Annotated in this window: 19 protein-coding genes; 8 read left to right on the top strand and 11 right to left on the bottom strand. The window is 63.1% G+C overall.

Annotated features, from left to right (window positions below; all coding sequences use genetic code 11):
* Positions 1-18: 18 nt before the first annotated feature.
* A complete protein-coding gene (gene rpsT / locus PQQ86_RS16030) occupies positions 19-297 on the bottom strand; it encodes a 30S ribosomal protein S20 (RefSeq protein WP_054034306.1) in 279 nt (92 codons plus the stop codon).
* A gap of 564 nt (positions 298-861) precedes the next feature.
* Between rpsT and murJ the strand changes: the two genes are divergently transcribed.
* Complete coding sequence (gene murJ / locus PQQ86_RS16025; protein ID WP_097390261.1) at positions 862-2,412, top strand: murein biosynthesis integral membrane protein MurJ; 1,551 nt, start codon at positions 862-864, stop codon at positions 2,410-2,412.
* Positions 2,413-2,417: 5 nt separating this feature from the next.
* Positions 2,418-3,260: a SirB1 family protein gene (locus tag PQQ86_RS16020; RefSeq protein WP_408268495.1), complete on the top strand. Its 843-nt coding sequence runs from the start codon at positions 2,418-2,420 to the stop codon at positions 3,258-3,260.
* 120 nt (positions 3,261-3,380) lie between these two features.
* Here the strand turns inward: PQQ86_RS16020 and PQQ86_RS16015 are convergent, their stop codons facing one another.
* The 5 genes from PQQ86_RS16015 to lpxK all read right to left on the bottom strand — a co-directional run bounded on the left by PQQ86_RS16015 (position 3,381) and on the right by lpxK (position 7,474).
* Positions 3,381-4,139 carry a 3-hydroxyacyl-CoA dehydrogenase gene (locus PQQ86_RS16015; protein WP_408268493.1) on the bottom strand — a complete coding sequence of 253 codons (759 nt, stop codon included), beginning with the start codon at positions 4,137-4,139 and terminating at the stop codon, positions 3,381-3,383.
* A 286-nt stretch (positions 4,140-4,425) separates the two neighbouring features.
* Positions 4,426-5,091 carry an adenylate kinase gene (gene adk / locus PQQ86_RS16010; RefSeq protein ID WP_408268491.1) on the bottom strand — a complete coding sequence of 222 codons (666 nt, stop codon included), beginning with the start codon at positions 5,089-5,091 and terminating at the stop codon, positions 4,426-4,428.
* Between the two features lie 213 nt (positions 5,092-5,304).
* Positions 5,305-6,105: a 3-deoxy-manno-octulosonate cytidylyltransferase gene (gene kdsB / locus PQQ86_RS16005; protein ID WP_408268489.1), complete on the bottom strand. Its 801-nt coding sequence runs from the start codon at positions 6,103-6,105 to the stop codon at positions 5,305-5,307.
* Between the two features lie 168 nt (positions 6,106-6,273).
* Complete coding sequence (locus PQQ86_RS16000) at positions 6,274-6,477, bottom strand: Trm112 family protein (RefSeq protein ID WP_006050060.1); 204 nt, start codon at positions 6,475-6,477, stop codon at positions 6,274-6,276.
* The gene (gene lpxK, locus PQQ86_RS15995) at positions 6,458-7,474 is read right to left on the bottom strand and encodes a tetraacyldisaccharide 4'-kinase (protein WP_408268486.1); all 1,017 of its coding nucleotides are present in this window, start codon (positions 7,472-7,474) and stop codon (positions 6,458-6,460) included. The genes PQQ86_RS16000 and lpxK overlap by 20 nt, the downstream gene beginning before the upstream one ends.
* Positions 7,475-8,051: 577 nt before the next feature.
* Here lpxK and xseA point away from each other — a divergent pair.
* From xseA to PQQ86_RS15980, 3 genes are all read left to right on the top strand, one after another.
* Entirely contained in the window at positions 8,052-9,431 is a 1,380-nt protein-coding gene (gene xseA / locus PQQ86_RS15990; RefSeq protein ID WP_408268484.1) for an exodeoxyribonuclease VII large subunit, read from the top strand.
* A gap of 220 nt (positions 9,432-9,651) precedes the next feature.
* Positions 9,652-10,230: a superoxide dismutase gene (locus PQQ86_RS15985; RefSeq protein ID WP_120289858.1), complete on the top strand. Its 579-nt coding sequence runs from the start codon at positions 9,652-9,654 to the stop codon at positions 10,228-10,230.
* Positions 10,231-10,463: 233 nt separating this feature from the next.
* On the top strand, positions 10,464-10,808 hold the full coding sequence (locus PQQ86_RS15980) for a tetratricopeptide repeat protein (protein ID WP_408268482.1): 345 nt from the start codon (positions 10,464-10,466) through the stop codon (positions 10,806-10,808).
* Between the two features lie 178 nt (positions 10,809-10,986).
* Here the strand turns inward: PQQ86_RS15980 and PQQ86_RS15975 are convergent, their stop codons facing one another.
* Positions 10,987-11,268 carry a hypothetical protein gene (locus PQQ86_RS15975; RefSeq protein ID WP_408268479.1) on the bottom strand — a complete coding sequence of 94 codons (282 nt, stop codon included), beginning with the start codon at positions 11,266-11,268 and terminating at the stop codon, positions 10,987-10,989.
* A 253-nt stretch (positions 11,269-11,521) separates the two neighbouring features.
* Between PQQ86_RS15975 and PQQ86_RS15970 the strand changes: the two genes are divergently transcribed.
* Both PQQ86_RS15970 and PQQ86_RS15965 read left to right on the top strand, forming a co-directional pair.
* A complete protein-coding gene (locus tag PQQ86_RS15970) occupies positions 11,522-12,100 on the top strand; it encodes a glycine zipper family protein (RefSeq protein ID WP_093635762.1) in 579 nt (192 codons plus the stop codon).
* A gap of 297 nt (positions 12,101-12,397) precedes the next feature.
* The gene (locus PQQ86_RS15965) at positions 12,398-14,137 is read left to right on the top strand and encodes a PQQ-binding-like beta-propeller repeat protein (RefSeq protein ID WP_408268477.1); all 1,740 of its coding nucleotides are present in this window, start codon (positions 12,398-12,400) and stop codon (positions 14,135-14,137) included.
* A gap of 188 nt (positions 14,138-14,325) precedes the next feature.
* Here PQQ86_RS15965 and PQQ86_RS15960 read toward each other — a convergent pair whose 3' ends face one another.
* Together PQQ86_RS15960 and clpP are read right to left on the bottom strand one after the other, a co-directional pair.
* Positions 14,326-15,762, bottom strand: coding sequence for an NYN domain-containing protein (locus PQQ86_RS15960; protein WP_408268474.1), 1,437 nt, complete (start codon positions 15,760-15,762; stop codon positions 14,326-14,328).
* A 155-nt stretch (positions 15,763-15,917) separates the two neighbouring features.
* Positions 15,918-16,574, bottom strand: a complete 657-nt coding sequence (clpP, locus tag PQQ86_RS15955; RefSeq protein ID WP_408268471.1) for an ATP-dependent Clp endopeptidase proteolytic subunit ClpP — start codon at positions 16,572-16,574, stop codon at positions 15,918-15,920.
* Positions 16,575-16,777: 203 nt separating this feature from the next.
* On the opposite strand from clpP, the gene PQQ86_RS15950 reads away from it, so the two are divergent.
* The gene (locus PQQ86_RS15950; RefSeq protein WP_408268468.1) at positions 16,778-17,752 is read left to right on the top strand and encodes a sigma-70 family RNA polymerase sigma factor; all 975 of its coding nucleotides are present in this window, start codon (positions 16,778-16,780) and stop codon (positions 17,750-17,752) included.
* Here PQQ86_RS15950 and PQQ86_RS15945 read toward each other — a convergent pair.
* Complete coding sequence (locus PQQ86_RS15945; protein WP_408270314.1) at positions 17,708-18,982, bottom strand: EAL domain-containing protein; 1,275 nt, start codon at positions 18,980-18,982, stop codon at positions 17,708-17,710. The two genes, PQQ86_RS15950 and PQQ86_RS15945, sit on opposite strands and share 45 nt — an antisense overlap.
* Before the next feature lie 271 nt (positions 18,983-19,253).
* On the bottom strand, positions 19,254-20,714 hold the full coding sequence (mdtD, locus tag PQQ86_RS15940) for a multidrug transporter subunit MdtD (RefSeq protein WP_408268465.1): 1,461 nt from the start codon (positions 20,712-20,714) through the stop codon (positions 19,254-19,256).
* Between the last annotated feature and the right edge of the window lie 104 nt (positions 20,715-20,818).

The following is a 20,818-nucleotide window of genomic DNA, read 5'->3' as shown; positions in this document are numbered from 1 at the left end:
GAAGCGGGCTGACCGAATTTACTGCGCTGCGGGTGCTTGCAGACCCTTGAGGGCCGCAGCCAGACGGCTCTTGTTGCGAGCTGCCTTGTTCTTGTGAACGATTTTCTTGTCGGCGATGATGTCGATGGTCTTCGACGATGCCTGGAAGATCTCGACGGCCTTAGCCTTGTCGCCGGCTTCGATTGCCTTGCGGACAGCCTTGATAGCCGTGCGGAACTTCGAGCGCAGTGCCGAGTTGTGCGAGTTTGCCTTGGCGGCCTGGCGGGCGCGCTTGCGTGCTTGTGCGGAGTTAGCCATGACGGTTCCTTATCCTGTTCCTGTTTCCAGTACCTGACCTTCAAGTGGTGAGGTGCTGCTTTTAGATCGAACTCTTGGAAGCGATTGCCCAAGAGCGCAAAAGTGTCGAAATAATTCGAAAAATCGATCGGACTACGCGAAGGCGGGCCCGTGTTCCGGTGTATTTCGAGGCTGGTTGGCGCCTCAATACGGCTTGTGCGCTGCTGGAGCGGCGCCTGCCTACTGCGTGCCTGAACCCCGTCCGAAAATTGAGCGAGCTTCGAAACCGGCGATTATAGCAACAAAATCAGGCACGTGGCAACGAGGAATCGCCAATCCTGATATGCCGGGTCGCCGTACATCGCCGGGGATTCTGTTAGTTTTGGCGAGTTTCGACGGTTCGTGGACGTCCCGGCGCCGTCGCAACGGGTAGGTGGGCGGCGAGGGTGTGGTTCGCGGAACCCGCGGCAAGCAACAAAAAACAACCCGATCCGCTCATCCGACCGAACGTCTGCGGCGCAAATCGGTCCGATTCGCGTTCCGGCTCGTCGTCCGCACCTGCGGCACCCGTATAATAAGCGCCCCATGAATCTATTCCGAGCCCTGCTGACGGTCAGCGGCTTCACGCTGCTGTCGCGCGTGACCGGACTGGCCCGCGAAACGCTGATCGCCCGCGCGTTCGGTGCCAGTCAATATACTGACGCGTTTTACGTCGCCTTCCGTATTCCGAACCTGCTGCGCCGCATTTCCGCCGAGGGTGCGTTCTCACAGGCCTTCGTGCCGATTCTGGCCGAATTCAAGAACCAGCAAGGACACGACGCCACCAAGGCGCTTGTCGACGCGACCTCGACCGTGCTGGCCTGGGCGCTCGCGATTCTCTCGCTGATCGGCGTGGTGGGGGCGTCGGGCGTGGTGTTCATCGTCGCGTCAGGACTCGCGCATGAAGGCCAGGCCTATGCGCTCGCGGTCACGATGACGCGCATCATGTTCCCGTACATCATTTTCATCTCGCTGACGTCGCTGGCGTCCGGCGTGCTGAATACGTACAAGAACTTTTCGCTGCCCGCGTTTGCTCCGGTCCTGCTGAACGTTGCCTTCATCGTCGCGGCGGTGTTTGTCGCGCCGCGCCTGCAGACGCCGGTCTACGCGCTTGCGTGGGCGGTGATCGCAGGCGGCGTGCTGCAATTCATCGTGCAATTGCCCGGTCTGAAAAAGATCGACATGCTGCCGCGCATCGGTCTGAATCCGCTCAAGGCGCTCGCGCACCGCGGCGTGAAGCGGGTGCTGTCGAAGATGGTGCCGGCCATGTTCGCCGTGTCGGTCGCGCAGATCAGCCTGATCATCAACACCAATATTGCGTCGCGCATCGGTCCGGGCGCCGTCTCCTGGATCAATTACGCCGACCGGCTGATGGAGTTTCCGACCGCGCTGCTCGGCGTCGCGCTCGGCACGATCCTGCTGCCGAGCCTGTCGAAGGCGCACGTGGACGCCGATCCGCACGAGTATTCGTCACTGCTCGACTGGGGGCTGCGCGTTACCTTCCTGCTGGCCGCTCCGAGCGCCGTCGCGCTGTTCTTCTTCGCCCAGCCGCTCACCGCCACGCTGTTTCACTACGGCAAGTTCGACGGCAACTCGGTGGTCATGGTTGGCCGTGCGCTGTCGGCCTACGGCATCGGCCTGATCGGCCTGATCCTCATCAAGATCCTCGCGCCCGGTTTTTACGCGAAACAGGACATCAAGACGCCGGTGAAGATCGGCATCGGCGTGCTGATCGTTACGCAACTGAGCAACTATCTGTTCGTACCGATCTTCGCGCATGCGGGTCTCACGCTGAGTGTCGGGCTCGGCGCTTGCGTCAACGCGCTGTTCCTGTTTCTCGGCTTGCGCAAGCGCGGCATCTACATGCCGTCGAACGGCTGGTTGAAGTTCTTCGTGCAGTTGTTCGGCGCCTGTCTGGTGCTGGCCGGCACGATGCATTGGCTCGCGATCAGCTTCGACTGGATCGGCATGCATAACCGGCCGGTCGACCGTATCGTGTTGCTGGGGGCGTGCCTGGTTCTGTTCGCCGCGCTATATTTCGGTATGCTTTGGCTGATGGGCTTCAAGTACGCGTATTTCAAAAGGCGAGTGAAGTGATCACGATGACGCGAGTTCTCGACTATTTCAGTACGCTGGTTGCCGAAGATGACAGCCTGCCGCTGACCGAGGCGGCGCTCTCGCTCGCGCAGGACGCTTATCCCGATCTCGATTTGCAAGGCACGCTAGCCGAGGTCGACGAGCTGGTTTTGCGTTTGCAGCGCCGCATGCCGGACGATGCCGACATCAGGCAGAGGGTCGGCATTCTCAACCGGTTTTTCTTCCGCGAGCTGGGTTTCGCCAGCAACCTCAACGATTATTACGATCCCGACAACAGCCATCTGAATGTGGTGCTCAAGCGGCGCCGCGGCATTCCGATTTCGCTGGCGGTGCTGTATCTGGAGATGGCCGAGCAGATCGGCATTCCGGCGCGCGGCGTGTCGTTTCCAGGTCACTTCCTGTTGCGCGTCACGACGCCGGACGGCGACGTGATGCTCGATCCGACCAGCGGGCATTCGCTGTCCGAATCGCAGATGGTGGATATGCTGGAGCCGTATGTGGCGTCGGCGGGTGAGTCGGTGAGCAGGGCGCTGCGCATGTTGCTGCAACCGGCCACGCGCCGCGAGATCATCGCTCGCATGCTGCGTAATCTGAAGTCCACTTATCTTCAGACGGAACGCTGGCAGCGTCTGCTAGCTGTACAGCAGCGCCTGGTGATCCTGCTGCCGGACAGTATCGAAGAAGTGCGCGATCGCGGTTTCGCCTATGCACGGCTTGATTATCTGCGCCCGGCGCTCGAGGATCTCGAACGCTATCTCGGCGACCGGCCGGATGCGGAGGACGCGACGGTGGTGGAGTCTCAGTTGCATGAACTGCGTCAACGCACCCAGTACGACGATCGCGACTAAGAGCCGCTTTCCGGCCTGCCGATCAAAACAAAACAAAACAAAACAAAACGCCTGCACATGCCTCACGTGCAGGCGCTTTTCATTGGCGCCGCCGCGTAAAGCGGCGCGCTGGGCACATCATTACTTCGGCTGCATCCGGATCGCGCCGTCCAAACGGATCACTTCGCCGTTGAGCATCGGGTTGTCGAAGATCTGCTTGGCCAGCATCGCGTATTCAGCCGGTTTGCCGAGACGCGGCGGGAACGGCACCATTGCGCCGAGCGCGTCCTGCACTTCCTGCGGCATGCCGAGCAGCATCGGCGTTTCGAAGATGCCCGGTGCAATCGTCATCACGCGGATCGCGTTGCGCGACAGGTCGCGTGCGATCGGCAGCGTCATGCCAACCACGCCGCTTTTGGATGCTGCATAGGCGGCCTGGCCGATCTGGCCGTCATACGCGGCCACCGATGCCGTGTTGATGATCACACCACGCTCGCCGTTCGCGTTCGGTTCGTTCTTCGACATAGCCGCGGCGGCGAGCCGGATCATGTTAAAGGTGCCGATCAGATTGATGGAGATGGTGCGAGCGAACGACTCGAGCGGATGCGGGCCGTCTTTGCCGACCGTCTTGATGGCGGGTGCAACGCCTGCGCAATTCACGAGGCCGCGCAGCGTGCCGAGCTTCGTAGCGGCTTCGACCGCTTGCGTGGCGTCGTCTTCGCGGCTTACGTCGCACTTGACGAACACGCCGCCGAGTTCCTTCGCGAGCGCCTCACCGGCATCCTGATTCAGATCGGCCAGCACCACCTTGCCGCCGTGCTCGACGAAAAGGCGCGCCGTGGCCGCGCCGAGGCCCGATGCACCGCCGGTGATCAGGAATACGTTGTCACGAATCTCCATGTCTTCTCCTTTGCTTCAGTTCAGTAATGTCTCGATCGAATATCTTTTCGATGATCGATTGTAACGGCTATGCTGCAATGCGGAAAGCGAAGCGGCGGGGGGTGCCGGCCGGGTGGGCCTCCTGTCGAAGTCCCATGGTGCCGCTGAACTGCTACGGATGGCTAATCAATGTGGGGCATGGCGGATGACGGAGACTGGACAAGCGCAAACGCCACGACACGTCGCGTGCAACAAAAAAACCCGCCGGAATGGGCGGGTTTTTCGACCAACAACCGCAGATGTGCGATTACTTCAACGCATCGAACGCGCGGTTGCGAATTTCGTCGACCGAGCCGAGGCCCGAAATGCGGCGATATTGCGGTGCCGTCAGCGGGGTCGCCGGGTCGCCGTTTTGCGCCCAGTTGTTGTAGTACTCGATCAGCGGCTTGGTTTGCGCAACGTACACGTCGAGGCGCTTCTTGACCGTTTCTTCCTTGTCGTCGTCGCGCTGGATCAGCGGTTCGCCCGTCACGTCGTCCACACCTTCAACCTTCGGCGGGTTGAACTTGACGTGGTAGGTACGGCCCGACGCGGCGTGCGAGCGGCGGCCGCTCATACGCAGGATGATCTCTTCGAACGGCACGTCGATTTCCAGCACGTAGTCGATCGCGACGCCTGCCTGCTTCATGGCTTCCGCTTGCGGAATGGTGCGCGGGAAACCGTCGAACAGATAACCGTTTGCGCAATCCGGCTGCTGCAGGCGTTCCTTCACCAGGTTGATGATCAACTCGTCCGTGACCAGTTCGCCGGCATCCATGAAACGCTTGGCTTCAAGGCCGAGCGGCGTGCCTGCCTTGACGGCGGCGCGCAGCATGTCGCCGGTGGAAATTTGCGGAATGCCGAATTTTTCCTTGATGAAGTTTGCCTGAGTGCCCTTGCCCGCGCCGGGCGCACCCAAAAGGATCAAACGCATGTGATATCTCCAGATCTATGTGAATTCTTTGGTGACGCTGCAGCCATCCCGCGATTCGTCGAGGGACCCGCATCGGCTTCCGTTTCGCGTCTCGCGCTGCACGTCGAACACGACGGCGCTGCAAGACCACAACGGTGCGACCGGGCAAACCCTGACTCTCGCGTTTAACGGGAGGCGCGCACAACCGTCCGATTATGCCATGGGTTTTTCCGCTCAAGCCCCGAATAAAGCCTGTACGCGCGCGAGATCGGCGGGCGTGTCGACGCCGGGCAGCGGCGCATTCTGCGTGACGAGCACGGCGATTCGCTCACCATGCCACATCGCGCGCAGTTGTTCGAGTGCTTCGACCTGCTCGATCGGCGAGATCGCGAGGCCCGGATACGAGCGCAGGAATCCGGCGCGATACGCGTACAGGCCGATATGCCGGTGGACGACTGCGGGCGCTGGCGGTGTGGGCATCGATGCCACGTCGGGCCAATGCGGCTGATACGCGTCGCGTGCCCACGGAATCGGCGCGCGCGAGAAATACAGCGCGACGCCGCGCGCGTCGAGCACGACCTTGACGACGTTCGGATTGAAAATTTCCGCGGGGTCGGTGATCGGATGCGCGGCAGTGGCGATCGCGCATCCGTGGCTCGAAGCCAGGTGCGACGCCACGCCGCACACGAGCGCCGGGTCGATCAGCGGCTCGTCGCCCTGTACGTTCACCACGATGGTCTCATCGTTCCAGCCGAACTGCGCCGCCACTTCCGCGAGACGGTCGGTGCCCGACGGATGATCGGCGCGCGTCAGCACAGCTTCGAAGCCGTGCTTGCGGGCTACATCCAGCACCGCTTGCGCGTCGGAGGCGATCAGCACCTGCTGCGCGCCTGACTCGCGTGCGCGCTCGGCGACCCGCACCACCATCGGCTTGCCGCCGATATCGGCGAGCGGCTTGTTGGGCAGACGCGTCGAAGCGAGCCGGGCCGGCACGACGGCGATGAACGGGGGAGTGGTGGCGTTAGCGTTGGTCATCGGAAGGACAAGCGGCGATGAAACCGGAAGAAAGCGCTCGCAAGTGCAGGGCGGGCGCTGATGGGAAAACGGCAAATAAGGCAGCAAATGCGGTAATTACAGATCAGACACGCGCGGCGCGTTGAATGGTCTCGCGCCGCACCCGCCCCGCGTCGGGCAAAAGCTGACTCAGGCCACAGAGCCCGGATTCAGATCGACCGGTGTGCCTTCCACGGTTTGCCGCGCTTCGTCGACCAGCATCACGGGAATGCCGTCGCGGATCGGATAGGCAAGTTTGTCCGCGTTGCAGATCAGTTCCTGCGCAGAACGGTCGTAGCTGAGCGGGCCCTTGCAGATCGGGCAGACGAGAATTTCAAGCAGGCGAGCGTCCACGGACTTTCTCCACAACTAATGCAATGAGGCGATGATCGAGCGCGGCTTCGACAGGGACAACCCAGATGCGCGCGTCGTGCCAGGACCCTAATTTTACCGCATCCTTTTCAGTTATCAGGATGGCGTCCGCATCGACGTCTGCAAAAGGATTGCGCTCAAACGCGTAGTGATCCGGCAAGGCGCGGGTGGCGGGCGTGAGGCCGGCCGCGCGCAGCGTCGCGAAAAAACGCTCCGGCGCGCCGATGCCGGCCGCGGCCAGCACGCGTTCACCGCTGAATTGCGCGAGCGGGCGGCGCAGAGCGGGATTGTCGAGATGCCAGGCGTCGGCGGGCGCGAGTTGCAGCGCGAACGTATTCGGCCATGAGGGCAGCGTGCGGGCATACGGGTCGTTGATCAGCGTCGCATCGCGGTGGCGCGACAGCGGCTCGCGCAGCGGACCGGCCGGCAGCAGAAAACCATTGCCGCCGAGCCGGTGATCGAAGACCACCAATTCGGCGTCGCGCTTGAGGCGGTAATGCTGCAAACCGTCGTCGCTGACGATCACGTCGACTTCGCGATGCGCGGCGCACAGCGCCTGCGCGGCCGCGACGCGATCCGGGCAGACCCACACCGGCGCGCCGGTGCGGCGCGCGATCAGCAGCGGCTCGTCACCGCCGGCGCCTGCTGCCGACGTGGAGAAAACCGGCGTCGGTCCTTTGACGCGCGCGCCATAGCCACGCGACACCACGCCGGGCTTAAAGCCGGCGGCACGCAAGGCTTCGACCAGGGCAATGACGGTCGGCGTCTTGCCGGTGCCGCCGACGGTGACGTTGCCGACCACCACCACCGGCACGCCGATGCGCACGGATTTCAGCCAGCCGAACGAGAAAGCGGCGCGGCGCGCGGCGGCAATCGCGCCGAACACGCACGCGAAGGGCGTCAGCGCCCACGCCAGCGGTCCACGCTGCTGCCACTCGCGCGCGAGGCGTGCTTCGAGACGGTCGTTCAGTCCGCTCATCGGCAAGCCGCAAGGACGGGCGAAAGGGGCCGGGACTGCGGCATGGAAGCGCCAGGCGCAATACGCGGTGCAAGCATCAACGCGGTTCTCCGGACAATCGAAAAGTGAAGCGAAAAGGTCAGGCAGCGGTTGCATCCAATGCGCTCGCGCGGTGTGCCCCGCAGTGTGCAGTCTATGGGGCGTAATGGCGAGCGCGGCGGACTTTCAACATGCTGTCGAACCCGCCACTCTAGCGCGCGCACGTCCCGCCCGGCAAGTCACGCGCCTCGCGCCGCGCGGCAGGTCACGGTTCCGGACGATGCCCACAGCCTGTGGATAACTTTGTGGAGAACCTGCCCGTCAGCGGGCTGAGAAGGCCGTGCCGAGCGCTCCGTATCGGCAATCGTTCTCTTTAACGAGATGCAAACTCCATATAAATCAAGGACATGCTTCCAATTCGCACGGTCTGGCGGGCGATCTGGCGATATTCGTCTAACGGCTCCCGACATGTGGACACTTTTAACAATTCATCCGCCACGCTGGACGCCGATGGCCACTCGGTCTATCGTCTGTCCGGCCAGTCACCGATATTCTTCGCATGAATCCCGAAAGCCCCTTTTCCTCGTCGGCTACGCCCGGCGGTGAAGTTGTCGTCCCCGTTTCCGCGCTCAACCGTGCCATTGGCACGATGCTCGAACGCTCATTTCCGCTCGTCTGGGTGTCCGGGGAAGTGTCGAACTTCACGCGTGCCGCGAGTGGCCATTGGTATTTCTCGATCAAGGACGCGCAGGCACAGATGCGCTGCGTGATGTTCCGTGGTCGTGCGCAATACGCCGAGTTCACGCCGCGCGAAGGCGATCGCATCGAAGTGCGCGCGCTGGTGACGATGTACGAGCCGCGCGGCGAGCTGCAACTGAATGTGGAAGCGGTGCGCCGCACGGGGCAGGGGCGTCTTTACGAAGCCTTTCTCAGGTTGAAGGCGCAACTCGAAGCCGAGGGTCTCTTTGCTGCCGAACGCAAACGCGCTTTGCCGGGCCATCCGCGTGCGATCGGTGTCGTGACGTCGTTACAGGCCGCCGCATTGCGCGATGTCCTGACCACGCTGTCGCGCCGTGCCCCGCATATTCCAGTGATCGTCTATCCGGCACCGGTGCAGGGCGTGGGCGCCAGCGCCAAAGTAGCCGCCATGGTCGATGCCGCCAACGCGCGGCGCGAAGTCGATGTGCTGATCGTGTGCCGCGGCGGCGGCTCGATTGAAGACCTATGGGCGTTCAACGAAGAAGTGCTGGCGCGCGCGATCGCCGAAAGCGCGATACCGGTGGTGAGCGGCGTGGGTCACGAAACCGATTTCACGATCGCCGACTTCGCCGCCGACGTGCGCGCACCGACGCCCACCGGCGCCGCCGAACTCGTCAGCCCGCAGCGCGTGCTGTTGCTGCGCGAGCTCGATCATCGGCATGCGACGCTCGCTCGTGGCTTTGGCCGCATGATGGAGCGGCGCGCCCAACAGCTCGACTGGCTCGCACGCCGGCTCGTGTCGCCGGCCGAGCGGCTCGCGCGGCAGCGCACGCATTTGCAGCAATTGAGCGTGCGGCTGGCATCGGCGGGCGCGCGTCCCGTGCGTGACGCCCGAGCGCGGTTTTCTCTGCTGCAGATGCGCTGGCAGCGCTGGCGCCCGGATCTCGCCGCGCATCAGGCAAAGCTCGACATGCTCTCGCAGCGTCTGGACGCTGCATTGTTACGCCAGCATGAACGTCAGTCCGCGCGTATCGGCACACTGGCTGCCCGGCTCGAAGTACTGAGCCCGCAGCGCACGCTGGAGCGTGGTTATGCTGCCGTGCTCGACGCGCAGAGCGGTCGCGCGGTGCGCGCGCCGTCGTCGCTGAAGCCGGGACGGCGCCTCACGGTGCATCTCGCGGAAGGGGCGGCGGACATTGCCCTCGCCGACGTGCAGCCGCGCCTGACCGATGGTTTCTGACACTTCGCCGATGGCGCTGCAAAAGCGCATTTTTGACCGTCGCCAAGGCCGGGCACACCCCGTGCGAATGCACTAATTACGCTATGTGTGCGGCATGTTCGCCGATGCCGGGCATAAAGTCCGTTGGTTTGCGGGGTTATTCCAACTCGCCTACAATCGAGTGCTCTAAAGCCTTATCCGCAGACTCCCCCACAACAGATACAGACACAAGGAAAGCACCATGGAACATACGCTCCCGCCGCTGCCGTTTGCAAAAAACGCACTCGTTCCGAACATGTCGGAAGAGACGCTTGAGTATCACTACGGCAAGCACCACCAGACCTATGTGACCAACCTGAACAATCTGATCAAGGGCACGGAGTTCGAGAACCTGTCGCTCGAAGAAATCGTCAAGAAGGCATCGGGCGGCATCTTTAACAACGCTGCTCAGGTGTGGAACCACACGTTCTTCTGGAACAGCCTGTCGCCGCAAGGTGGCGGTGCACCGACCGGCGCACTGGCTGACGCGATCAACGCCAAGTGGGGTTCGTTCGACAAGTTCAAGGAAGAATTCGCCAAGACCGCAGTCGGCACGTTCGGCTCGGGTTGGGCATGGCTGGTGAAGAAGGCTGACGGTTCGCTCGACCTGGTGTCGACGAGCAACGCGGCTACGCCGCTGACCACGGACGCGAAGGCACTGCTGACGATCGACGTGTGGGAACACGCGTACTACATCGACTACCGCAATGCGCGTCCGAAGTTCGTTGAAGCGTACTGGAACATCGTCAACTGGGCATTCGCGTCGAAGAACTTCGCGTGAGTTTGCCGGTTGCAGTGTGACAAGATAGTTCGGATGTCCAACAAAATTGGGGATCCGAACGCATCGCTGCAATGAAGTCTGGAAACGGTAATAAAGCAGAAAGCCCTCCTTCGTGAGGGCTTTCTGCTTTTTGGTTCTCCAGGTTTGGCGACGCCAAGGCGGCGCGTACGACGCTGCACTTGCGTGGCTCGATGCGGCGCTAACTCGCGCGCCTGAAAACGCGCGATATCACTTTGTTCGAGGGCAAGTGTTTTCCGCCGCCGAACGATTTACCGACGCGATCGACGCCTATCTGCAAGCACTGTCATTCGAAGCCGGTGCTGTTCGCACTGGCCGCGGCGCTGCAAGCGGTCGGCGAATATGCTGCTGCGATAGAAACCTATAGGTCGCTGCTGGCGTTTGAGCCGGGGCACGTCGACGCGCTCAACAACGCGGCGACCCTGATGCGTACGCTCGGTCGCATCGCCGGGGCGGAATCTCATTTGCGTGAGGCGCTCACCCTCGAGCCGCATCACTGCATCACGCACAACAATCTCGGCAGACAAGCGCTACCGCGGGGGAATGACGATGCCAGGTGAAGCCCTCGGAGGGCGGGTTACGCGTGTTTTTCCGGCGGTTACGCGGTAACGGGGAGAAATAGTTGTCGGGTCGGCGCTTGCCGGGCCCGTCGGGACTGCAAGCTTTGTCACAGATGGTAACTGCGGCGAGGTCAGCGGACCTCTGTTCGGCGCCGATTCAGACCTTCTGCGCGCTCGATCAAGGCTGTGTCGACGCGGCCCCGGTCGTATCCGAATCCGTCGACATCTGCCGATGCCGATGGCCGCGCCCGCCGCCGCCGCTGGGCGACACCGAACTCGCAGGCGCGGGAGGCGGAGGCGGGTGATTGATGTACTGAAAATTCTGCGCGATCGAGGCGCTGGGAAAGGTCGTTGTAGACGGTTCGATCGCGCTGCTCGGGAATGTCGTGTTCGACTGCGCGAAAACGGGCGATATGCAGGCGGCAGAAGCCGCCGCCACCAGGAAAACAAGCCGGTTCATCGAGTCATCCTCTGATTCATTGCCCACTATTGGCGCAAGCCAGTTTAGGCCGCACGATGCGAAAACAGGTTGCGGCTTCGCTTACAAGCGTTACCCGATATGACGTGGCGGCGCGCGCCGTTCAGGCCGCGAAACCGTGCCGCGCGAACGCGCGCGAGAATGTAAGCGAAAAACTTTCTGTAACGATCTCGTAACCAAGCGCGATACCGATTGGCATAACGTTTGAATTCCAATGTCATCGAAGCGCACGAACATGATCTCCAGCACCAAGTCGATAAGCCTCGCCATACCTGCCGCCGTCGTTGCGCTCGCGCTCGGCGGTTGCGCGGTCATGCCGCCGAGCGGCCCAAGCGTGGTCGCGCTGCCGCGCAGCGGCGAGCCGCTCGGGCAGTTCCAGCAGGACGACTACGCATGCCGCGACTACGCGAACCGCTCGACGGACCCGAACGCGGCTGCCCAGGCGGCGACCACCAACAGCGTGAACAGCGCGGCGCTGGGCACGCTTGGCGGTGCGGCTGTCGGCGCCCTGATCGGTGCGGCGGCGGGCAATGCGGGCGCGGGCGCGGCGATCGGCGCGGGCAGCGGCTTGCTGATCGGCGGCGCGAACGGCGCGAATGGCGCGCAGTATTCCGCGGCGGGCCTGCAAGCGCGCTACGACGCCTCCTACGCGCAGTGCATGACCTCGAAGGGCAACACCATCTCGCAGCCGCCACAACCGGCCTACTATGCGCCGCAGCCGGCCTATTACGCACCTCAGCCGTACTACTACGCTCCGCCGCCGAGGTATGTCGCGCCGCCTCCGGTGATGTACGCGCCTTACCCGTATTACTGAGACTGAGGTCGATCGGAAACCTCGCTGCGCCGAAACAAACCGTTTGCGCCAGGGGGCAGGCAAGCTTGTTGCTGTAAAGCTTTTGTCATGTCTGGCGGAAAGACACGAAACGATGGCGGCAGACCGCCCGGCAAAGGGCGTACGTTTGGATGGAGGGCCAGGAACGCCAGTTGTCTGACGGTTCCGCACAGCCCGCAAACTCCACTCCATCCCTGCCGGCATCCGCCGTTTCTGACTCCGCCGTTCGACGCAGCCCGACGCACGGAGTGAGCCGGACATCGTGCAAACGAGGCGACCATGCAGCGACCGCAAACCGGCACGTTCAATCCGAGTGTCTGGTCCCGCGTGTGCGAGTGGCTGGCGATTGCATTTGTCACCGGCTGCTTCCTTTCTTGCGGCGGCGGCTCGGGTGGCTCATCGGGTTCGGGTTCGGGTTCGGCCGCCGGCAGCGGCACCACTGGTAGCGGTTCGACGACCGGCAGTGGTGGCACCGGCTCAACCAGTCCGGGTGGCACGTCGATGGGCACGGCGGCCTTCGCCACCGACGTGCTGACGCATCACAACGATCTCGCCCGCACGGGCCAGATGCTCGCCGAGACCACGCTGACGCTCGCGAACGTGAATTCGGCGAGCTTCGGCAAAGTCGCGTTTCTCGCCGCGGACGGTAAGGTCGATGCAGAGCCGCTGTTCGTCACGAGTCTGTCGATTGGCGGCACTGCTCACGACGTGGTTTACGTCGCCACCGAACACGATAGCGTGTACGCGTATGACGCCACTACCTTCGCGCAATTGTGGAAGGTCTCGTTGGTCGGCAGCGGCGAGACACCCAGCGACGACCACGGTTGCCAGGACATCACGCCGGAAATCGGCATTACGTCGACGCCGGTAATCGATCGCAATCGCGGCGCGAATGGCGTGCTGTATGCCGTGGCGATGACCAAGGACGGTAACGGTGGGTACCATCATCGGCTGCATGGGCTCGATCTGGCCACGGGGGCAGAGATGCTCGGCGGGCCGACGGAGATTGCGGCGAGCTTCCCTGGCAGCGGCGCGGGGAGCGTCAACGGCACCATCACCTTCAATCCGTCGCTGCATACGGTCCGCGCGGCGCTCACGCTGGTCGGCGGCAACGTCTATATGGGCTGGACCGCGCACTGCATGTCGGGCGCTTACACTGGCTGGTTGATGGCCTATAGCGCCGACACGTTGCAGCAGGCCAGCGTGTTCGACGTCGCGCCGAACGGCAGCCAGGGATCGATCTGGATGGCCGGCTCAGGCATGGCGTCGGACGGCACCTCGATTTACGTCGTCGACGGCAACGGCACGTTCGGCACCACACTGAATGCGCAGGGCTTCCCGGTTGACGGCGACTTCGGCAACTCGTTGATGAAGCTGTCGTTAGGAAACCTGCAAGTCACCGATTACTTTGCCATGGATAACGTCGTGGCCGAGGCAAATGCCGACAACGATTTCGGTTCGGGCGGCGTGATGCTGTTGCCGGATCAGACGACCGCGGGCGGCGTCGTCAAACACCTGGCGGTGGCGGCGGGCAAGGACAATCTGATCTATGTGGTCGATCGCGACTCGATGGGTAAATTCAGTCCCACGGCGAACAATAACTGGCAGGTGTTGACCGGCACGCTCGCGGGCGGCATCTGGGGGTCGCCGGCTTATTACAACGGTGTGGTCTATTACGGCGGCTGGAACGATAACCTGAAGGCGCTGCCGATCTCCGGTGCGTTTCTCGCGACCACCGCATCGTCAAAGAGTCCAACCACGTTTGCCTATCCCGGCGCGACACCAGCCGTGTCGGCCAATGGCTCGAGCAACGGCATCGTCTGGGTGGCGGAAAACGGCACGACGGGTGCCTTGCATGCGTACGACGCAAGCAACCTCGCGAGCGAGCTGTACAACAGCAATCAGTCCGGCGCGCGCGATCAATGGGGCGCGGGCAACAAGTTCATCACGCCGATGATCGCGCGCGGCAAAGTGTATGTCGGTGCGACGAATGGGGTGGCGGTGTTTGGCTTGATGTAGGCGGTGCTGTCGCGGTTTAAGTTTGAGCTTCGCCCTCAGCTTGATCGAAGCGTTGCGAACCGGAAATGGGAAAGCCCCTGTTCATTGCGAGCAGGGGCTTTTTGTTTGCAGCGGAGTGTGCGCGGCGGCACTCACATTGCTATCGGTGTACCGGAAGAAATCGGTGCACGTCACGCAAAGTGAGACGCTTATTCCGCCTCGCTCGTTGCCGCTGCCTTACGCGGACGGCGACTGCGCGGGGCGGTTTTGCGCGCCGCCTTTTTGGCGGCCACGGGCGCTTTTTCTTCGGTGACCGACGCCACCGGTGCTTCAGCAGGCGCCGCGATCTCCGGTACCTCGTCGATCTTTCGCGGTGTTGCCTTCTTCGCCTTCTTCGCGGCTGTCTTGCGTGGTGCGCGTTCCTTGCGGCGCTTAGCTTGGGTGCCGCTCGTTTCCTGCGCTTCTTCTTCGGCTACCGCGGCCGGTTCAGCCGTAAAGGACTCCGGTTCTGCCCAGACGGCTTCCGACTGTTCGAAAACGGACTCACTGGCCGACGGCGCGTGAGTGTGCACCGTGTCAGTTTGAGGCTGTGCATGACCATGACGGCTGTGGTCAACCGCCGCACGCTCTTCCTGTGCGCCTTCCTGCTGACCGCGGCCGGGCTTGCGGTTGCCGCGGCCCCGCCGGCGCGCCTCGTGCTTGCCGCCCGACTCGGCGACGACGGTTTCGGCAACCTGTGCCTCAACGATCTGTTCTGCCGACTCGCTCGCCTCGGCCGGTTCGTTCACGTTTTCGGCGCCCGCATTCCCAGCCGTGCCCCGATAAACGTACGCGCCTGACTTCTCGTCGCGGCCGAATTCGAGCAGCCCGCGCGCATGCGCCTCTTCCAGCAGATTGCCGAATGCGCGAAAACCGTAGTACGTCTCGTTGAAATCCGGCTTGCGGCGCTTGATCGCGTTTTTCAGCACCGATGCCCAGATCTTGCCGCTGTCGCCACGTTCGGAGGCGAGCGCGTCGAACGTCTGCACGGCGATCTCGACCGCTTTGGTGCGGCGTTTTTCGAGGTCTTCCTTGCTGCGTGACTTTTCTTCGTCGGGCGTACGTTTGGCTGTCTGCTGCGCGGTCTGTTGTGGGCGCGACGACTCGCGCTTGGTGACCGTGCGCTGACTTTCGCGCACGAGGTCGTCGTAAAAGAAGAATTCGTCGCAGTTCGCGATCAGCAGATCGGAGGTGGATTGCTGCACGCCGACGCCGATCACCTGCTTGTTGTTCTCGCGCAGCTTCGACACCAACGGCGAAAAGTCCGAGTCGCCACTGATGATGACGAAGGTATTGACGTGCGATTTCGTGTAGCAGAGGTCGAGTGCGTCGACCACGAGCCGGATGTCGGCGGAATTCTTGCCCGATTGGCGCACGTGCGGAATCTCGATCAACTCGAAATTGGCCTCGTGCATCGCGCCTTTGAAACTCTTGTAGCGGTCCCAGTCGCAATACGCTTTCTTCACGACAATGCTGCCCTTGAGCAGCAGACGTTCGAGCACCAGCTTGATGTCGAACTTGTCGTACTTCGCGTCGCGCACGCCGAGCGCAACGTTTTCGAAGTCGCAGAATAGCGCCATGCTGACGGTTTCGTTGGATGACGCCATGAATATCTCCATTGAAGCGATCGTCAAATTCGACGAATCGCGACCATGATAGCGATTCCAGCGGAGGTGATCAGCTTTTGTGTTTCCGGCGCACCGATAGGGCCGGCAAAAGCCGTCCGGGGCGAGGACGTTTCTGGCGGTGCGGCCTTGCCGCGCTACATGTCACGGTGACGAGTCGAATCGCCTGGATCGCCAAGCGCTGCCCGTGTTTCCAGCACCTCGTCGACGAGGCCGTACTCCTTCGCGCCTTGGGCCGACATGAAGTTGTCACGGTCGGTGTCGCGCACGATCTCCTCGATGCTGCGCCCGGTGCGCTCGGCCATCATCGCGTTGAGACGTTCGCGCTGGTAGAGCACCTCTTTCGCCTGGATCTCGACATCTGCAGCGGTGCCCTGGCTGCCGCCCGACGGCTGGTGAATCATGATGCGCGCGTTCGGCAGCGCATACCGTTTGCCGCGCTGGCCGGCGGTCAGCAAAAACGTGCCCATGCTGGCGGCAAAGCCGGTGCACAAGGTCGACACCTCGGGCTTGATGAACTGCATCGTGTCGTAGATGGCGAGGCCGTCATACACCGAGCCGCCCGGCGAATTGATGTAAAAAGAAATATCCTTGTCGGGATTCTCGGATTCCAGAAACAGCAATTGAGCGACGATCACACTGGCCGACTGTTCGTTCACCGGACCGACCAGAAAGACGATGCGCTCGCGCAGCAGGCGCGAATAGATGTCATAGGCGCGCTCGCCGCGGCCGGACTGTTCGATCACGGTGGGCACGAGGCCGAGGCCGGTGATGGACGGATAGCTGGAATGCATGTTTGCCTCGTTTCAGGTGGCGCGTTGCCGGTAGCCCCGGGAGCGGTGGCCGATTCGAACAACCACGCACCCATTGCGCTGGTTGTTGCTCGTATGACGAGGGGAAGGGTGGCGGCGTGACAGGAATATTTTTTCGTTGGGCTGTCACATCGGCGGGAGCCCGAGCGTCAAGGTAAAAAGGATGTAGATCAGGAGGTCCAGGCATGACGGAACAAGGAATCGACAAGGCATCCAGCTTCGAGGCCGTGCGTGCCCGCCTGCTCGCGCTGGCGTACCGCATGCTCGGCAGCCGCGCCGAAGCGGAAGACGTGGTGCAGGACGTTTGGCTCAAGTGGCATTTCGCCGATACGCAAGAGGTGCAGACACCGGCCGCCTGGCTCACTACGATCACCACGCGCGCGGCTATCGACCGGCTTCGTCACGTGCAGCGCGAACGCGCGTCGCAGGCCGCCGGCTGGCTGCCGGAGCCCTGGCTCGACGAGGTGGCGCCGTCGGCGGAGGAACTGGCCTTGCGCGCGGCGGAGATGTCGTACGGCGTGATGCTCCTGCTCGAACGTCTGAAGCCGGATGAGCGGGCGGCATTCGTGTTGCATGAAGCGTTCGATTGCGACTACGCGGAGATTGCGAAAATCCTCGACCGTACGCCGGCCAGTTGCCGGCAGATCGTCCATCGGGCCAAGGGGCGTTTGCAGCGTGCGGGCGCGCCGCTGGAGCGGTCGGATCCCGCCGCGCATGCACGGATCGTGGAACGCTTGCGCACCGCGCTGGAGACGCAGGATCGGGCGGGCTTGTTACGGCTCTTTAGCGATGCGCCGGAAGTCGTCAGCGACGCGTCGGTGTGTACACAGGAACTGGTGCCAGTGGCCTGGATGGAGACGGTGACAGCGCTCGCGCATCAGGCGAGCCATGCAGAGGTGGTGTCAGTCGAAGGCGCAATGTGTATTGCGTTGCTCTTCGAAGGCGAGGTTGTCGGGGTAATCGACGTGTCCACGCAAAGTCTGGCGGACGGGTCGACGAAGATTGTCGCGTTGCGCGCCGTCACCAGCGCGGCGCGTTTGCAGGCAGCCAACCGCTTGCTGGGCCGCGCGGCCGTCATGAAGCTGCTCGCGCGGATCCAGCGGAACGCCCTTGCCTCAATTACGATGCGCGGCGACTTCCCAGTTGATGTCGACGCATAGCACCTGAGTGCCGTGCGGCGTATGCGCGGCGATCGAGGCCGTCACGCACAGGTGAGCTTCGTTGATCGACAGGTAGGGCGGTGTGAGGTGCACCTGGCCGGGCATGCGCATGGCCTGAATGAAGTACGGCCGGCGTTCCCAGCTCGCGCCTTCCGAATGTAGCAATGGTCGGAAGCGCTTGGCGCGTTGCGAAGCGCGCCCCGCCGGCAGCACGTTGTCGCCGATCTGCCGGCCCGAACCGTCGAGTACGAAACAGCGCGCCGTCTCGCCGAGCGTGAGCAGCGTCGCGGTCGCCTGGGTCACCGATTCCCCGGCCACGAGTTGGGCCGCCGCCGTTTCCAGCGCCGTGACATAGGGCGCGAGCCGCGCGGACTGTGCGCGTTCGCGCGCGGCAACCCGTTCGCGTAGCGCCGCGGAGAGCGAGTCCATCAGGCCGGCCGCCGCTTGCGGTTTCACCGGCTCGACGCTCGGGCCCGCGAAGTATGCGCCCTGCACGAAGTCGACGTTGCATTCGAGTGCGATCAGCGCATCGCGCTCGGTGCTCAGGCCGCCCATCAGCACCAGTTGGCCGGATTCGTGCAGCAGGGAAACGAGGCCCGGCAGCACGCGTTCGATATGCGAGTGTTCGCTCGCTTGCGCGAGAATGCAGCGGTCGAGCGTGACGATGTCCGGACGCAGATTCCACACGCGGTCGATGTTCGAATGCTTGGCGCCAAAGCCGTCCAGCGCAATCAGGAAGCCGGACTTGCGCAGCGCGTCGATGATGTCGGCGAAGCGCGTGGTTTCACCGCCGGCCTGTTCGGATACTTCCAGCACCACCCGTTGCGGCGGCAGGCCCAGCGCCTTGAGGCCGGCGAGCAGTGCGTCGCCGTAACTGGTGTCCATCAGCGCCGCCGGGTGCAGGCTCAGGAAAAGCCATTCGTCGTGGCTGTCGAATGCGTTGAAGTTGCCCAGATGCAGCGATTCGGCGAGCCGTCCGAGCTCCAGCAGGTCGCCGCGCCGCGCCGCCTGCGTGAAAACCTCGTGCGAGGGCACCTGCAGCGCATGTTCGTCGTGTGCACGGAGGGAAGCGTGATAACCGATCGCGCGCCGGTGCGATACCGAAAAAACCGGCTGGAACACGCTGAAAACGGTGTAGCCGCCGTACAGGACGGTGCGCCGGGAGCCTTCGTCGCCGGCCATCGGGCGCGGCGGCTGGAAGCCGGGAGGATCGAGTTCGATCATGCTCATCATGTCAGTCGTGTGGAGGTGGCGGCGCGCTTGCATGCTCGACATGAGTGGGCACGCGCAAAATGTGAGTTTACAGGATAGGCGAGCAAGAACTATGCGCGTGCGGAAACACTCTGTGCGCGCCCGCTTACCGCTGTCGGTACGGCGATTGTGCGCCAGCGCGGGCGCGAAGGCGATGATTCGCACTTCGGTGGTGCGGCCCGCGCCCCGTTGCGGGTCGGCGGCGGGGCGCGGCGGGTAGCGGCAACGTCACCGCAGCCTGGCGCAAAACTCAGGTCCGCTCCGAAGGATCGGTCTTTTTCGCCGGCGTCCGGATGTCCGGCGACAGTTGCGCGAAGATCCACGACGAGCCGGCGGTGATGATGCCGACGCACAGGAACGTCGCATGGAACGCGGGCAGCGAGTTGACGGCCGTCACGCGCGGCAGGAGGCCGGTGAAGGTCGCGAGCAAGGCGCCGGCGACCGTCACGCCGAGGCTCATCGACAGCATCTGCACGAGTGAAAACAGGCTGTTGCCGCTGCTTGCGCCGCCGGTGCCGAGATCCTTGAGCGTCAGCGTGTTCATCGCGGTGAACTGCATCGAGTTGACCGCGCCGAAGAATGCCAGTTGCAGGAGCCGCAACCACAGCGGCTGGCTGGCTGAAGTGAGCGCGAAGCTCGCCATGGTCAGCCCCACCAGCACCGTATTGACGATCAGCACGCGCCGGTAGCTGTATTTGACGATCAGTGTGGTGACGAGGCGCTTGGCCGCCATGCCCGCAGCCGCCACCGGCAGCATCATCATGCCGGCTTCGAAGGCGCTATAGCCGAGACTCACCTGCAGGAGCAGAGGAATCAGATACGGCATCGCGCCGCTGCCAATCCGCGCGAACAGATTGCCGAGCAGGCCGACGCTGAAGGTGTGAATCTTGAACAGATCGAGCGGGAAGATTGGTGCGGGCTCGCGTACGGCATGCAAACCATAGGCGACGAAGCAGGCGAGGCTCAGGATCAGCAGCACCAGCACGGTGGCGTGCTGGATGCCAAATTCCGTGCGGCCGTCGAGCGCGAATGAGATCGCCACCATGCCGAAAATCAGTAGTAGATAGCCCTTCAGATCGAACTTGCCGGTGTGCTCGTTGCGGCTATCCGGCATGAAGATGAATGTGGCGACGCAACCCACGATCCCCACTGGCACGTTGATCAGAAAGATCCAGTGCCACGAAGCGATTTTCACGAGCCAGCCGCCGAGCGTCGGGCCGATCAGCGGTCCGATCAGTCCTGGAATCGCCACGAACGACAAAGCCGGCAAATAGCGCTCCGCCGGAAAGGTACGCAGCACTGCGAGCCGCCCGACCGGCAGCAGCATCGCGCCGCCCACGCCTTGCACAATGCGATAGATTACCAGTTGATTCAGGGTATGCGCGTTGGCGCACAGCAGCGAGCCGACCGCGAACACGAGGATCGCGCTGAAGAACACGCGCCGCGTGCCGAGTTTGTCGGCGAGCCAGCCGGACACCGGGATCATCACCGCCATCGTCAGCGAGTACGCGATCACCACCGATTGCATACGCAACGGCAACTCGCCGAGGCTCGTCGCCATCGCGGGGAGCGCGGTGTTGACGATCGTGGAGTCGAGTGTCTGCATGAAGAAGCCGGTGGCGACGAGCCACAGCATCACGGTGAGCGAGCGAGCCGATGGGCCAGAAGTGGCGGTGGGGGCGGAGGCGGGCAGGGTCGGCGGCGTGGACATGGAGGGCGGCTAGGCGCGCAGGGACGGGCTGGGACTCGCTATTCTAGGGAAAAGCGTGGCCCGGCGCAGCGGATATACGCCCAGCGCGAAGACAAGATGACGAG

Source organism: Paraburkholderia sediminicola (assembly GCF_046026675.1).
GTDB classification, from domain to species: domain Bacteria; phylum Pseudomonadota; class Gammaproteobacteria; order Burkholderiales; family Burkholderiaceae; genus Paraburkholderia; species Paraburkholderia sediminicola_F.
The sequence above is the reverse complement of the archived record's forward strand: the minus strand, read 5'-3'. Positions and strand labels throughout refer to the sequence as shown.